This window comes from Streptomyces piniterrae (assembly GCF_005048155.1).
GTDB lineage: Bacteria > Actinomycetota > Actinomycetes > Streptomycetales > Streptomycetaceae > Streptomyces > Streptomyces piniterrae.
This window is the reverse complement of sequence record NZ_SUMB01000019.1, coordinates 125,434-141,105: the sequence shown is the minus strand read 5'-3', so window position 1 is coordinate 141,105 and position 15,672 is coordinate 125,434. Positions and strand designations below refer to the sequence as shown.

Here is a 15,672-nt window from a genome sequence, read left to right as displayed (position 1 = left end):
TAGTGTTTCGGTGGTCATTGCGTTAGGGAAACGCCCGGTTACATTTCGAACCCGGAAGCTAAGCCTTTCAGCGCCGATGGTACTGCAGGGGGGACCCTGTGGGAGAGTAGGACGCCGCCGAACAATTATTCAGCTCCGGCCCCTGATCCTTTTGGTTCAGGGGCCGGAGCTTTTTTGTTCCGTTTTTCGGATCGTAGGCGTAACTTGACGTTCACCTCACGTGGCCAGGATCCGCGTCATGGGGACTCTCGGAACGCTCAAGTCCGCCGGTGTACGTGCCGGTGATGAGGTCGTCGTGCCGGCGTATGGCAACGCCGAGGTCGCCGAGGCCGTGGTGGTGCTGGGCGCGATACCTGTGTTCGCCGATGTGGACGAGGACAGCTACTGCCTCGACCCGGCCGCGGTGTCGGACGTCGTGACCAGCAGGACCGCCGCCGTGGTGGCGGTACACCGCTTCGGGCGGCAGGCCGACGCGCAGTGGATCCGCGAAATCGGCAAGCGGCACGGGCTGTTGGTGATAGTCGAGGCGGAGCCCGGGGCCCGGCCGGACGGGGTGGAGCGGCGCCGCGCGCTTGCGACCTACCTGGACGGCAGGCTCAACGGGGTCCGCACTCCGGAGCCGGCGATGGGGCACACCTACGAGCAGTACGTGGTGCGGGTGCCGGGGAACGGGCGGCCGGACCGGGACGCTTTCGCACGGGCGCTGCGGGCCAAGGGAGTTGCGTGCAAGGTTCCCGTGCCGGCGCCGGTGTACCGGATGCCGGGGCTGCGGAGGGATGTCTTTCTGCCGCATACCGAGCGGGCCGTTGACGAGACTCTGGCGTTGCCGCTGGATGCGGAGTTGTCGCGGCGGGGGCTGCACAAGATGGTGAGTGCGTGTAATGCGCTGGGGGGTCTGCTGCAGCCGGCCTTTTAGGCGGGTGGTGGTTCGAAGGCGCTGCGGAGTTCAGGTATGATCTATTCCGTTGCTGCGCCCCAATAGCTCAGTCGGCAGAGCGTCTCCATGGTAAGGAGAAGGTCTACGGTTCGATTCCGTATTGGGGCTCCAGAGGGCAAAGGCCCCCGCCGTCCGGCGGGGGCCTTTGTCGTACGGTCAGTTGCCGGGGGACTGGATGTAGGCCAGGCCGTGGGCGCCGGAGATGTCGGCGCGGTCGACGTCGAGGGTGGCCAACGGCCGGAGGTTCTCCAGGTCGACGACGGTGACGGTGCTGGAGACATTTCCCGAGACATAGCCGAGGCGGCCGTCGGGGGAGGTGGTGATGGTCAGGGGGAAATGGCCGACCTGGATTTCGCCGACGGGTGTGAGGGTTTCTGGTGCGAATACGGTGAGGACGCCGGGGAGTTGTGAGCCGAGCGGGCCGTCTTCTCCGGTGCCGGTGCGGAGTTCGCCGGCGAGCAGCGCACCCGTGGCCGTGACGTGGACCGGCATCACCTGTTCGCGGGTGGCGAGTGTGCGGACGGTCTTGCCGGTGGTGGTGTCGATGACCCGGATTCCGGGGTGTTCGGCCGGTGCACCGAAGTCGGCTTTGGGGGTCGCGACGTAGAGATGGCGTCCGTCGTGGGAGATGTCCAGGCCCTCGCTGCCGGGGACGTCGAAGCGGCCGGTGAAGACGCCGCGGTCCAGGTCGACGGCGGAGACGAACGGGGCTTCCTTGTTGCTGGCGTAGCCGCGGCGGCCGTCGGGGCTGATGACGAACCAGTGCGGGCCGGGGGCCATGGTGGGGATGCGGCCGAGGCGTCGGCGGGTGCGGGTGTCGAAGAGAACGACGCCGCCCGGCTCGTTTTCGGTGGCCTCGACGCTGACGTACAGGCGGCCTCGGTCGCGGTCGAGGGCCAGGCCGTGCGGGGCGTGGTCGGGCGCGGTGGTGAGGGTGTCGACGATGGTGCGGGTGTCGACGTCGATGACGGTGATCTCGTGTGAGCGTCCCTCGTTGGCGTGGTAGAAGCCCGAGGTGTAGGTGCTGGCGCAGTACAGCAGCCTGTGGTCCGGATCGAAGCAGAGTTCGTGCGGCTGCGGGGGGACGTGCAGGACGTCGAGACGTTCGTGGGTGGCGGCGTCGAAGAAGGTGAGGGTCGGTCCGGTCTGGCTGACGACGGCCAGCAGGTCACCGGGTGAACCGGCGGTGGTGGGAGTCATGGTCCGTATCGTGGGCGGCCGTTGGCGGTGACTCCAGTGCATGTCGGGCAGGGGTGCGATGCGCCGTACGCAAGGCTGCTGGTGGCCGTGGGCGGGCGGCCGGTGGGCTGTGAGGCGGACCACAGGCGCCGGCCTGCCCAGGGTGGGGTCAGCCGGCCTGGACCTCGGGGACGCGCATGGCGAGGATGGCCATGTCGTCGGAGGCCGGTTCGGCGGCGAAGCGCTCCACGGCGCGCAGGACGCGGGCGGCGACGGCGCCGGCGGTCAGGCCGGTGCAGGTGGTGAGGACGTCGGTGAGGCCGTCGTCGCCGAGCATGCGGGTGCCCTCGCGGCGTTCCGTGACGCCGTCCGTGACACAGAGCAGGACGTCGCCCGGGTCGAGGGTGACGGTCTGCTCGTACAGTTCGAGGTCGTCCATGACGCCGAGCAGCGGCTGGGGTTCGGCGGCCGGTTCGACCGTGCCGTCCTGGCGCAGGCGCAGCGGCAGCGGGTGGCCGGCGCAGACGACCTTGAGGAGGGCGCTGCCGTCGGACTGGGGCCACAGTTCGCCGTAGAGGAGCGTGAGGAAGCGGCTGCGGGGGCCCTCGTCGAGGATGGCGGCGTTGAGGCGCTCCAGGACGGCGGGGCCGCCGAAGCCCTCGCGGGCCAGGAGGCGGAGGGCGTGACGGGCCAGGCCGGTGACGGCTGCCGCTTCGGGACCCGTGCCGCAGACGTCACCGATGGCGAAGCCGTAGGCGCCGTCGCGGATCGGGAAGACGTCGTAGAAGTCGCCGCCGACTTCGTTGCCCTCGCCGGCCGCGCGGTAGATGACCTCGACCTCGACGCCGGGGATGTTGGGCTCCTCCGGGGGCAGCAGGCTGCGCTGGAGGGACTGGCTGATGGCCGTGCGCTCGGAGTAGAGGCGGGAGTTGTCCAGGGCGAGGGCGGCCCGGCGGGAGAGGTCCTCGGCGAGTTCGAGGATCTCCTGGCGGAAGTGCTCCTCCGTGGGCTTGCCGAGGGTGAGCATGCCGATGACGCGGTTGCGGGCGACCAGCGGCAGGACGACGGTCTCGCCGCCGACGGCGGACGCGGTGGCGAGGGTGGCGCCGGGGCCCGTGGAGGGCCGGGCGGAGTGGCCCAGACCCAGGCTGCGCAGGGAGGTGCGCAGCGCGGCGTCGTGGGCGGCGTCGGTGGGGGCGGTCCAGATGCGGGCGCCGGGGGTGGGGACCGGCTCGGGCGGATCGACCTTCATCAGGAGGGTCTTGAGGCCGTCGATGCGGTCCTCGTCCTCGTGCAGGACGTAGGAGAGTTCGGGTTCGGACGCCTGGTCGGCGACGGTGTAGACGGCGCACCAGGTGGCGAGGGTGGGGACCGTCATCTGCGCCATCAGGGCGAGGGTCTGGTCGCGGTCGAGGGTGCCGGCCAGGAGGTCGGAGGCCTCGACGAGGAAGGAGAGGGAGCCGCGGCGGAGCTTTTCGAGTTCGGTGAGGCGGGCGCGTTCGACGGCGAGGGCGATGCGGTCGGCGGCGAACTGGAGGCGCAGCGCCTCTTCGTTGGTGTAGCGGCCGGGGCTTTCCGCGGCGACGCCGAGGGAGCCGGTGAGCCGGCCCTCGACCTTGAGCGGGACGGTGACGACGGAGCGCATGCCGGTGCCGCTGAGCAGCGGGACGGCGCCGGGGACGGCGGTGAGGTCTTCATGGACGGCGGGCATCCGGGCGGAGCCGTAGCGTCCGGAGCCGGCTTCGACGGGGACCCGGGCGAACCGCTGGCGGGCGGACGGCAGGCCCGTCGAGGCGCGTACCTCCAGCTCGGTCTCGTCGTCGGTGGCCAGCAGGAGGTAGGCGGCGTCGCCGTCGAGCATGTCGCGGGCCCGCTCGACGGTGCGCTGGAGCAGTCCGTCCAGGTCGTCGGGGGCCGGTGAGCCGATGAAGACCTCGAACGGGTCGGAGGGGTGAACCGCCGACTGGGCGGACGGGGCGGTCTGCGTGAGGGTGTCCTGGGCGGGGGCGCGCTGCGGACTCTGGAGGATGGCCCGCTCGTGGTCGCGGACCAGAAGGCAGACCGTGGAGGCTTCGCCGTCGGCGTCGCGGACGCGCAGGTGGGAGGCGTAGACGGGGATGACCCGGCCGTCGGAGCCCCTTATGCCGTAGGAGCCTTCCCAGCGGGAGAGCTGGAGGGCCTCGGCGATGCCGGTGCCGGTGCCGGGGGTGTGCGGCCAGGCGGCGAACTCGGTGAGCGGTTTGCCGATGACCTGCTCGGAGTCGTAGGCGAAGAGGTCACGTGCGTCGTCGTTCCAGAAGCTGACACAGCCGCCGCGGTCGATCTGGATCACGGCGACGCGTACCCGGGTGTCGGTGACGGGCAGGGCGTCCACGGGGAGGGCGGGGCCGGCGGAGCGGGTGCCGGCCGGGCGCTCGGGGAGGTCGAGCTGGAACCAGACGTGTTTTTGGGCGGCGGTGTACTCGACGCCCCATCGGGTGGCCAGCGCGCCGCACAGCAGCAGGCCGCGGCCGCCCTCGCGGTCGGGGTGGGCGAAGATCTGGCCGGAGTTCTGGAGCGGGATCTCACGCTCGGGGTAGCGGTCGGCGACCGAGATCCGTACGCCGCTGTCCGTACGCAGACACAGCACATCGGCGGCGGTGCCGGCGTGCACCACGGCATTGGTGACGAGTTCGCTGGTCAGGACGACGGCGTCATCGACGATGTCGCCGTGGCCCCAGCCCTGGAGAGTGTCACGGACGAACGCACGGGCAGTGGCGACCGAGCGCCCGACCGGCTCGAATGTGGCGGCGGCCCGCGCGGTGATCACAGCACTCCCCATTGGTTTTTCGTCGCTCCCCAGGGTCCTGTGCCCGTTTCTGAAGGCATCAATGCGAATGCCAGGCTAGACGGTCCGCCCGAGCGGCGGGAACGAAGGCGTGCTTTCCGGGACCAGACGTACTCCGGAGGTCGATGTTCCTCCTCGTGGAGAACCCGTCCGGTCGCCGGATCGTGGTCGGCGAGAGTCGGCGAAAAGGCCGGTCCGGCACGTCGGCCACAACGAATCCCCGGGTGTGTGGTTACGGTTTCGACTCCTTGCCGCTTCAGTGGGGCGGGGTGAAACACTGGGCAGGTATCAAGAGAAAGCCCGGGTAGAACGGTCGACCCTGCGGGAGGGACACGGTGGAGTCTGGCGCAGCGGCGCGGGGCGCAAGCACGCGCGCGAAAGGCGGACGATCCCGGAGCAACGGGACGACCGAGGTGGATACGGCTGCGCTGAATCGGCTGTTGGTCGCTCTGGTTGCCATGCGGGACGGGAATTTCCGCAAACGGCTGACGGTCTCCGGCGACGGCGTCATGTCGGAGATCGCCGCGGTCTTCAACGAGGTCGCGGACCGCAATCTGCATCTGACGGGCGAGCTGGCCAGAGTGCGCCGGGTCGTCGGACGTGAGGGAAAGCTCACCGAGCGGCTGGAGGTCGGGGCCGCCGAAGGGTCCTGGGCCGCGGCCATCGACGCCTCGAACGCCCTGGTGGACGACCTCGTACGGCCGGTCTCCGAGGTCGGGCGGGTGCTCTCGGCGGTCTCCGAGGGTGACCTGGAACAGCGGATGGACCTGCGGTCGCGCAGTTCGGACAGCTCGTCGGAGCATCCGCTGCGGGGCGAGTTCCTGAAGGTCGGCCGTACGGTCAACGGCCTGGTCGACCAGCTGTCCGCGTTCACCGACGAGGTCACCCGAGTGGCCAGTGAGGTCGGTACGGAGGGCAAGCTCGGCGGCCAGGCGCGGGTGCGCGGAATGTCCGGGTCCTGGAAGGACCTCACGGAATCCGTCAACACGATGGCCTCCCGGCTCACCGCACAGGTGCGTGACATTGCTCTCGTCACCACCGCGGTCGCGAAGGGCGATCTGTCACGCAAGGTGACGGTCCATGTCGCGGGCGAGATGCTGGAGCTGAAGAACACCGTCAACACGATGGTGGACCAGCTCTCGTCGTTCGCGTCCGAGGTGACACGGGTCGCCCGCGAGGTCGGTACGGAGGGCGAGCTCGGCGGTCAGGCGCAGGTCCCCGGCGTCGCCGGCGTATGGAAGGACCTGACGGATTCGGTCAATCTCATGGCCGGCAACCTCACCGCGCAGGTGCGCGGGATCGCCCAGGTCACGACCGCCGTCGCCAATGGCGACCTGTCGCAGAAGGTCACGGTCAGCGCGCGCGGCGAGGTCGCGCAGCTCGCCGACACGATCAACACCATGACCGAGACGCTGCGCACCTTCGCGGACGAAGTGACGCGGGTGGCGAACGAGGTCGGTGCCGAGGGGCAGCTCGGCGGTCAGGCGCAGGTGCCGGGCGCGGCGGGGACCTGGAAGGACCTCACCGACTCGGTGAACAACGCCTTCCGGAACCTGACCGGGCAGGTGCGGGACATCGCGCAGGTGACGACGGCGGTCGCCAACGGTGATCTGTCGCAGAAGGTCACCGTCGATGTCGCCGGTGAAATGCTGGAGCTGAAGAACACCGTCAACACGATGGTGGACCAGCTGTCCTCGTTCGGTGCCGAAGTGACGCGGGTGGCGCGGGAGATCGGCGTCGAGGGCGAGCTGGGCGGCCAGGCGGCGGTGCCGGGCGCGGCGGGTACGTGGAAGGACCTCACGGACTCCGTGAACACCGCGTTCCGCAACCTGACCGGGCAGGTCCGCAACATCGCGCAGGTGACGACGGCGGTCGCCAACGGTGATCTGTCGCAGAAGGTCACCGTCGACGTCTCCGGCGAGATGCTCCAGCTGAAGAACACCGTGAACACCATGGTGGACCAGCTGTCGTCGTTCGCCGACCAGGTCACCCGTATGGCCAGGGACGTGGGCACCGAGGGCCGGCTGGGCGGTCAGGCCCGGGTGGACGGTGTCAGCGGCACATGGAAGGAACTCACCGACTCCGTCAACTTCATGGCGGGGAACCTGACCTCGCAGGTGCGGCAGATCGCCCAGGTCACGACGGCGGTCGCGCGCGGCGACCTGTCCCAGAAGATCGACGTGGACGCGCGCGGCGAGATCCTGGAGCTCAAGAACACCATCAACACGATGGTCGACCAGCTCTCCGCGTTCGCCGAGCAGGTCACCCGGGTCGCCCGGGAGGTCGGTACGGACGGCCGGCTCGGCGGTCAGGCGCAGGTGCCCGGCGTCGCCGGTGTCTGGCGCGATCTGACCGACTCCGTGAACGGCATGGCCGGCAACCTGACGGCGCAGGTCCGCAATATCGCGCAGGTCGCGACGGCGGTCGCGCGCGGTGACCTGTCGCAGAAGATCGACGTGGACGCCCGGGGCGAGATCCTGGAGCTGAAGAACACCCTGAACACGATGGTGGACCAGCTCTCGTCGTTCGCCGAGCAGGTCACCCGGGTCGCCCGCGAGGTGGGCACCGAGGGCATCCTGGGCGGCCAGGCCGAGGTGCAGGGCGTCAGCGGTACGTGGAAGGACCTCACCCAGTCCGTCAACTTCATGGCGAACAACCTGACGTCGCAGGTGCGCAACATCGGCGAGGTGACGACGGCGGTCGCCCGCGGCGATCTGTCCAAGAAGATCACCGTCGACGCGAAGGGCGAGATCCTCGAACTCGTCACGACCGTGAACACCATGGTCGACCAGCTCTCGCTGTTCGCGGAGCAGGTGACCCGGGTCGCCCGTGAGGTCGGTACGGAAGGTCAGCTCGGTGGTCAGGCACGGGTTCCGGGCGTCACCGGCATCTGGAAGGACCTCAGCGACAACGTCAACCTGATGGCCAACAACCTGACCATCCAGGTGCGCAACATCTCCCAGGTCTCGGCGGCGGTCGCCAACGGCGATCTCACGAAGAAGGTGACGGTCGAGGCGCGCGGCGAGGTCGCGCAGCTCGCCGACACGGTCAACACGATGGTCACCACGCTGTCGTCGTTCGCCGACGAGGTCACCCGAGTGGCCCGCGAGGTGGGCACCGACGGCATCCTGGGCGGCCAGGCCCGCGTCCCCGGCGTCGCCGGTACGTGGAAGGACCTCACCGAGTCCGTGAACTCGATGGCCAACAACCTCACCGGCCAGGTCCGCAATATCGCCATGGTCACCACCGCGGTCGCCAAGGGCGATCTGACCAAGAAGATCGACGTCGACGCGCGCGGCGAGATCCTCGCGCTGAAGACCACCATCAACACCATGGTCGACCAGCTGTCGTCCTTCGCCGAGCAGGTCACCAGGGTGGCCCGTGAGGTGGGTACGGAAGGTCAGCTGGGCGGTCAGGCGCAGGTGCGGGGCGTGGCCGGCACATGGAAGGACCTGACCGAATCGGTGAACGAGATGGCGGGCAACCTGACCCGCCAGGTGCGGGCCATCGCCGCGGTCGCCGCGGCGGTCACCCTCGGCGATCACAACGTCCGTATCGACGTGGACGCGGCCGGCGAGATCCTGGAGCTCCAGGACAACGTCAACACCATGATCTCCACGCTCCGCGAGACCACTCTGGCCAACGAGGAACAGGACTGGCTCAAGGGCAACCTGGCCCGGATCTCCGGTCTGATGCAGGGCCGCCGCGACCTGGCGGACGTCGCCACGCTCATCATGAGCGAGCTGTCCCCGGCGGTCTCCGCGCAGCACGGCGCGTTCTTCCTCGCGGCCCAGCCCGACGCCAAGGAGATCGGCGCGGACGGCGGCGAGGCCGGTGCGTACGAACTGCGGCTGATGGGCTCGTACGGCTACTCCATGGGCGGGATGCCGACGACCTTCCGGCCGGGCGAGACGCTGATCGGTACGGCCGCGGAGGAGGGCCGCACGATCCTGGTGGAGAACGTGCCCTCCGGCTATCTGAAGATCGCCTCGGGGCTCGGTGAGGCGCCGCCGGCGAATGTGATCGTGCTGCCGGTGCTCTTCGAGGACAAGGTGCTCGGCGTGATCGAGCTGGCGTCCTTCCAGCCGTTCACCCAGATCCAGAAGGACTTCCTCAGCCAGATCGCCGAGATGATCGCGACCAGCGTCAACACCATCTCGGTCAACACCAAGACCGAGGTGCTGCTCAAGCAGTCGCAGGAGCTGACGGAGCAGCTCAAGGAGCGGTCGGCCGAGCTGGAGAGCCGGCAGCGGGCGCTGGAGCTGTCCAACACCGAGCTGGAGGAGAAGGCCGAGCAGCTGCGCCAGCAGAACCGCGACATCGAGGTGAAGAACACCGAGATCGAGGAGGCGCGGCAGGTCCTGGAGGAGCGCGCCGAGCAGCTGGCGGTCTCGATGCGCTACAAGTCGGAGTTCCTGGCGAACATGTCGCACGAGCTGCGCACGCCGCTCAACTCGCTGCTGATTCTGGCCAAGTTGCTGGCCGACAACGCCGAGGGGAACCTCTCCCCGAAGCAGGTCGAGTTCGCCGAAACGATCCACGGCGCGGGTTCCGACCTGCTCCAGCTGATCAACGACATCCTGGACCTGTCGAAGGTCGAGGCCGGCAAGATGGACGTCAGCCCGACGCGGATCGCGCTGGTCCAGCTCGTCGACTACGTCGAGGCCACCTTCCGGCCGCTGACCGCGGAGAAGGGACTCGACTTCTCCGTACGGGTCTCCCCGGAGCTGCCCGCGACGCTGCACACCGACGAGCAGCGGCTGCTGCAGGTGCTGCGCAACCTGCTGTCCAACGCGGTCAAGTTCACCGACAGCGGCGCCGTCGAGCTGGTCATCCGGCCGGCCGGCGCGGACGTGCCGCCCGCGATCCGCGAACAGCTCCTGGAGCACGGTTCGTTGCGCGACCCGGACGCCGACATGATCGCCTTCTCGGTGACCGACACCGGTATCGGTATCGCGTCCAGCAAGATGCGGGTGATCTTCGAGGCGTTCAAGCAGGCGGACGGCACGACCAGCCGCAAGTACGGCGGCACCGGACTCGGCCTGTCCATCAGCCGGGAGATCGCCCGGCTGCTCGGCGGGGAGATCCACGCCGCCAGTGAGCCCAGCCGAGGCTCGACGTTCACGCTGTATCTGCCGCACAACCCGGGCGGGCTGCCGCCGCAGGGCTATCCGCAGCTGGTCGCGGGCGGCCTGGCGATGGACGCGGAGGCCCGTGAGATCGAAGTCGGGCGGCAGGACATGGTGGAGGAGCCGCGCGGCGGCGAGCCGGGGCCGGCCGGCAGCCTCAGCCGGCGGCGCCGTCGCGGGACTTCGGGCGCCGGCCGCCGCTTCGCGCTGCCCGGCGGCCAGCCGCTGCCCGTCCCGCCCCGTCAGGCGCCCCAGGCGCTGCCGGCCGCCCCGCCGCAGCCGACGCCCCAGCAGCCCGCTGAGGAGCCCTGGATCGGCAACGGCCAGGATCTGGTGGACCCCACCTTCGAGGGCGGCTTCCACGGCGAGAAGGTGCTGATCGTCGACGACGACATCCGCAATGTCTTCGCGCTCACCAGCGTCCTGGAACAGCACGGGCTCTCGGTGCTGTACGCGGAGAACGGCAGGGAGGGCATCGAGGTGCTGGAGCAGCACGACGATGTCGTCCTGGTCCTGATGGACATCATGATGCCGGAGATGGACGGCTACGCGACCACGGCCGCGATCCGCCGGATGCCGCAGTTCGCCGGGCTCCCGATCATCGCGCTGACCGCGAAGGCGATGAAGGGCGACCGGGAGAAGAGCATCGATTCCGGGGCCTCCGACTACGTGACCAAGCCGGTGGATACCGATCATCTGTTGTCGGTCATGGAGCAATGGATGCGCACACGGTGACGGGGCGTTCAGTATGGAGCCGAAAGAGGATCACCGCGTGCTGACTCAGGGTCGCCGGGCACGTGTGGAAGCTCAGGATCCGGGGAACCTTCTGGTCCCTGTCTGCGTTTCTGCTACGTGCACAGTGACATCGCGGTGACAGGGTGTGGCGACAGGCGGGGTGCAGCTACCATGACCGGCACAAGGACGGGCGGCGTGACGGAGTCGTCCCCTGGGGCGGCGTCCGGTTCGATGCCGGGGCGAGGAGGACGGGCCATGGTGCAGAAGGCCAAGATCCTCCTGGTCGATGACCGGCCGGAGAATCTGCTGGCGCTGGAGGCGATCCTCTCCGCGCTCGATCAGACACTGGTGCGGGCATCGTCCGGGGAGGAAGCGCTCAAAGCACTGCTCACCGACGATTTCGCGGTGATCCTGCTCGATGTGCAGATGCCGGGGATGGACGGCTTCGAGACCGCGGCGCACATCAAGCGGCGCGAACGCACCCGCGACATCCCGATCATCTTCCTCACCGCCATCAACCACGGCCCGCACCACACCTTCCGCGGCTATGCGGCCGGCGCGGTCGACTACATCTCCAAGCCGTTCGACCCGTGGGTGCTGCGCGCCAAGGTCTCGGTGTTCGTCGAGCTCTACATGAAGAACTGCCAACTCCGCGAGCAGGCTTCGCTGCTGAGGCTCCAGCTGGAGGGCGGGCGGCCGAACGGCGAGGACCCCACGGAGGCCGCGGGGCTGCTCGCCGAGCTGTCCGCCCGGCTGGCCGCGGTCGAGGAGCAGGCGGAGGCGCTGTCCAAGCAGTTGGACGAGTCGGCGGACGCCGCGGCGGTGGCGACCGCCGCCCATCTGGAGCGCAAACTGACCGGCCTGCGCCGGGCGCTGGATGCGCTGGAGCCCGGATCGGGGACCCCGGCGGGCTGACTGACGGCCCTCGCGGGCCGATTGACGCCCCTTCATGAGGGCTGTGCGCGACACGAATGGGTGAAGCGGCGTGCGCTCGTGACACGCTTGCCGTCGCCTGTAATCTCGTCACCATGGCCTCACGTACGTCCGGCAAGGGAACCCAGAGCACGGCGGGCCCCTCGAAGCAGCGCGCCGGACAGTCCGGAGGCGCCGCCAAGAAGAGCGCCGCGAAACAGTCGCCTTCGGGGAAGCGGGCGACCGGCGGGAAGCCGCCGGCGAAGAAGGCCGCCGCGAAGCGGGCCCCCGCCAAGAAGGCGCCCGCGAAGAAGGCCGCCGCGAAGCCGGCGCCGTCACCGACCGGCGGCGTCTACCGTCTCGTGCGGGCCTGCTGGCTAGGGCTGGCGCACGCCATCGGGGCGATGTTCCGTGGCTTCGGGCGTGGTGCGAAGAACCTCGACCCGGCGCACCGCAAGGACGGCCTGGCGCTGCTGCTGCTCGGCCTCGGCCTGGTCATCGCGGCCGGCACCTGGTCCAACCTCAGCGGGCCGGTCGGCGATCTCGTCGAGCTGCTGGTGACCGGCGCCTTCGGCCGGCTCGATCTGGTGGTGCCGGTGCTGCTGGGCGGCATCGCGGTACGGCTGATCCGCCACCCCGAGCAGCCCGAGGCCAACGGCCGGATCGTCATCGGGCTGTCGGCGCTGGTGGTCGGTGTCCTCGGCCAGGTCGCGATGGCCTGCGGTTCGCCGGGCCGGGGCGATGGCCTCGCGGCCATACAGGACGCCGGCGGCTATCTCGGCTGGGTCGCGTCCAAGCCGCTGATCTTCACCGTCGGGCAGACCCTCGCCGTGGCGCTGCTGGCGCTGCTGACCGTGTTCGGGCTGCTGGTGGTCACCGCGACGCCGGTGAACGCCATCCCGCAGCGGCTGCGGCAGCTCGGCACCAAGCTGGGTGTGGTGCAGCCGGAGCAGGACGCCGAGGAGTTCTCCCCGGAGGCCGGGGAATTCGCGGAGGACTGGCGCGAGCAGCCCGCCCGCAGGTCCCGCCGTACCGCCGGGGCGGTCCCTGCGGACCCGGACGCGCTGGAGGAGCGGGCGCTGGCCGAGCGCCGGCCACGCCGGTCGTCGGCGGACCGCGCCATGGACCGGCCGATGGACGCGGTGGACGTGGCCGCCGCGGCCGCCGCCGCGCTGGACGGCGCGGTGCTGCACGGCGTCCAGCCCTCCCCGCTCGTCGCCGGCCTCAGCAGCAGCATCTCGGGTGAGCGGCGGGACGGCGACGGCGAGGCCACGGGGGCGGAGAGCGGCGCGGTGCCGCCGGCCCGCGAGGCGGAGCCGTCCGGCGTCGAGGACACCCCGGCGGTGCCGGACTTCACCAAGCCCCCGCCCGAGCCGTCCGACGGTCTGCCGGCGCGCGCCGAGCAGCTCCAGCTGTCCGGCGACATCACGTACTCCCTGCCGTCCCTCGACCTGCTCTCCCGGGGCGGCCCCGGCAAGACCCGCAGTGCCGCGAACGACGCCATAGTGGCCTCGCTGACCAACGTCTTCCAGGAGTTCAAGGTCGACGCCGCGGTCACCGGCTTCACCCGCGGCCCGACGGTCACCCGCTACGAGGTCGAGCTCGGCCCGGCCGTCAAGGTCGAGAAGATCACCGCGCTGGCCAAGAACATCGCCTACGCCGTCGCCAGCCCGGACGTCCGCATCATCAGCCCGATCCCCGGCAAGTCCGCGGTAGGCATCGAGATCCCCAACACCGACCGCGAGATGGTCAACCTCGGCGACGTGCTGCGGCTGGCCGACGCCGCGGGCGACGAGCATCCGATGCTGGTGGCGCTCGGCAAGGACGTCGAGGGCGGCTACGTCATGGCCAACATGGCGAAGATGCCGCATGTCCTGGTCGCCGGTGCCACCGGCTCCGGCAAGTCCTCCTGCATCAACTGCCTGATCACCTCGGTGATGGTCCGCGCCACCCCGGAGGACGTGCGGATGGTGCTGGTCGACCCCAAGCGCGTCGAACTGACCGCCTACGAAGGCATCCCGCACCTCATCACGCCGATCATCACCAATCCCAAGCGGGCCGCCGAGGCGCTCCAGTGGGTGGTCCGTGAGATGGACCTGCGCTACGACGATCTCGCGGCGTACGGCTTCCGGCACATCGACGACTTCAACGAGGCGGTGCGCAGCGGCAAGGTGACCGCGCCGGAGGGCAGCGAGCGCGAGCTGTCGCCGTACCCGTATCTGCTGGTCATCGTCGACGAGCTGGCGGACCTGATGATGGTCGCGCCGCGGGACGTGGAGGACTCCATCGTCCGCATCACCCAGCTTGCACGGGCGGCCGGCATCCATCTGGTGCTCGCCACCCAGCGCCCGTCCGTCGATGTCGTCACCGGCCTCATCAAGGCGAATGTGCCGTCCCGGCTGGCGTTCGCCACCTCCTCGCTCGCCGACAGCCGGGTCATTCTCGACCAGCCGGGTGCCGAGAAGCTGATCGGCAAGGGCGACGGACTGTTCCTGCCGATGGGCGCGAACAAGCCGGTCCGTATGCAGGGCGCGTTTGTGACCGAGGCCGAGGTCGCGGCCGTCGTCCAGCACTGCAAGGATCAGATGGCGCCGGTCTTCCGCGACGACGTCACGGTGGGCAGCAAGCAGAAGAAGGAGATCGACGAGGACATCGGCGATGACCTGGATCTGCTGTGCCAGGCCGCTGAGCTGGTGGTTTCCACTCAGTTCGGGTCGACGTCGATGCTCCAGCGGAAGCTGCGGGTGGGGTTCGCCAAGGCCGGCCGGCTGATGGACCTGATGGAGTCACGGAACATCGTCGGACCGAGTGAGGGGTCCAAGGCGCGAGATGTCCTGGTGAAGCCGGATGAATTGGACGGAGTGCTGGCGGTGATCCGGGGGGAGGCTACTCAGTAGCACACAAATCCGGGTCACTCGTAGGTGAGAGAAAGCAACCGTTCTTCCTGCCGATACGTCAAGTTGAGGGAGGTGGCGGAACGATGCTTCATCATCGAGCTCAGCGGCACCGTTCGCAGGCGTTCCGATGGCGTACAAACTCTGCTCTCCCGCTTGCCTGACCCTTTCGCTCCACCCCTAGACTGAACCTCCAGCAGGTGGCTACACGCTCGAAAGGCGCCCCCGTGTCCATCGGCAACTCCCCCGAAGACGACCGGCCTTCCATCGGTCGCGCCCTCCAGCAGGCCCGTATCCACGCAGGACTGACCGTCGAAGAGGTCAGTTCGACCACCCGGGTGCGCATCCCCATCGCGCACGCCATCGAGCAGGACGACTTCTCGCGCTGCGGGGGCGACGTCTATGCCCGCGGACACATCAGAACCCTCGCCCGCGCCGTCGGCCTCAACCCCGAACCGCTGGTCGCGCAGTACGACGCCGAGCACGGCGGACGGCCCGAGCCGACCCCCGCGGCGCCGCTTTTCGAGGCCGAGCGGATCCGCTCCGACCCGCGCCGCCCCAACTGGACCGCCGCGATGGTGGCGGCGATCGTCGCCGTCGTCGGTTTCGTCGGCTTCACGCTCTTCAGCGACGGTGACAAGGGCGGCGGCGGACCGATCGCGGGTGGCGACACCGCCAACGCGGACCAGCCGGCCCCGGCGCCCACCAAGGCGCACACCACCAAGCCCCCCAAGCCCGACCCCTCCGACAGCGCCATCGCCGGGCTGCCCAAGGACAAGGTCACGATCAAGGTGACCGCCCGGGACGGCCAGAGCTGGATCTCCGCCAAGGACGCCAACGGCAAGCTGCTCCAGGACGGGCTGCTCAAGCAGGGCCAGTCCCTGACCTTCACCGACAAGAAGCGGATCGACCTGGTCCTGGGCAACGCCGGAGCCGTGCAGCTGTACGTCAACGGCAAGGAGGTCAAGCAGGTCGGCGACAAGGGTTCCGTGGAGCGGCTCAGCTACACCCCCGGGGATCCCCAGGCGGGCTGAGACCGGGCGCAGGCCGCGTCCGCCG

Annotated in this window: 7 protein-coding genes, 1 tRNA gene and 1 rRNA gene; 7 read left to right on the top strand and 2 right to left on the bottom strand. The window is 69.6% G+C overall.

Going from position 1 to position 15,672, the window contains the following annotated elements; all coding sequences use genetic code 11:
• The first annotated feature begins 6 nt into the window (after positions 1 to 6).
• From rrf to FCH28_RS36820, 3 genes are all read left to right on the top strand, one after another.
• Positions 7 to 123: ribosomal RNA gene (rrf, locus tag FCH28_RS36830) — 5S ribosomal RNA — on the top strand.
• Between the two features lie 115 nt (positions 124 to 238).
• Entirely contained in the window at positions 239 to 916 is a 678-nt protein-coding gene (locus tag FCH28_RS36825) for a DegT/DnrJ/EryC1/StrS family aminotransferase (RefSeq protein WP_136744785.1), read from the top strand.
• A 56-nt stretch (positions 917 to 972) separates the two neighbouring features.
• Positions 973 to 1,048 (top strand) — tRNA-Thr (locus tag FCH28_RS36820).
• Between the two features lie 45 nt (positions 1,049 to 1,093).
• On the opposite strand, the gene FCH28_RS36815 is transcribed toward FCH28_RS36820, so the two are convergent.
• Together FCH28_RS36815 and FCH28_RS36810 are read right to left on the bottom strand one after the other, a co-directional pair.
• Positions 1,094 to 2,137 (bottom strand): YncE family protein, encoded by a 1,044-nt coding sequence (locus tag FCH28_RS36815; RefSeq protein WP_136744784.1) that lies wholly within the window; start codon positions 2,135 to 2,137, stop codon positions 1,094 to 1,096.
• A gap of 148 nt (positions 2,138 to 2,285) precedes the next feature.
• A complete protein-coding gene (locus tag FCH28_RS36810) occupies positions 2,286 to 4,925 on the bottom strand; it encodes a SpoIIE family protein phosphatase (RefSeq protein WP_187364012.1) in 2,640 nt (879 codons plus the stop codon).
• A gap of 353 nt (positions 4,926 to 5,278) precedes the next feature.
• On the opposite strand from FCH28_RS36810, the gene FCH28_RS36805 reads away from it, so the two are divergent.
• From FCH28_RS36805 to FCH28_RS36790, 4 genes are all read left to right on the top strand, one after another.
• Entirely contained in the window at positions 5,279 to 10,807 is a 5,529-nt protein-coding gene (locus tag FCH28_RS36805) for a HAMP domain-containing protein (protein WP_136744782.1), read from the top strand.
• Positions 10,808 to 11,062: 255 nt separating this feature from the next.
• Positions 11,063 to 11,722: a response regulator gene (locus FCH28_RS36800; protein WP_136744781.1), complete on the top strand. Its 660-nt coding sequence runs from the start codon at positions 11,063 to 11,065 to the stop codon at positions 11,720 to 11,722.
• Between the two features lie 113 nt (positions 11,723 to 11,835).
• Positions 11,836 to 14,616, top strand: coding sequence for a DNA translocase FtsK (locus FCH28_RS36795; protein ID WP_187364009.1), 2,781 nt, complete (start codon positions 11,836 to 11,838; stop codon positions 14,614 to 14,616).
• A 224-nt stretch (positions 14,617 to 14,840) separates the two neighbouring features.
• Complete coding sequence (locus FCH28_RS36790) at positions 14,841 to 15,647, top strand: helix-turn-helix domain-containing protein (protein ID WP_136744779.1); 807 nt, start codon at positions 14,841 to 14,843, stop codon at positions 15,645 to 15,647.
• Positions 15,648 to 15,672 lie beyond the last annotated feature (25 nt).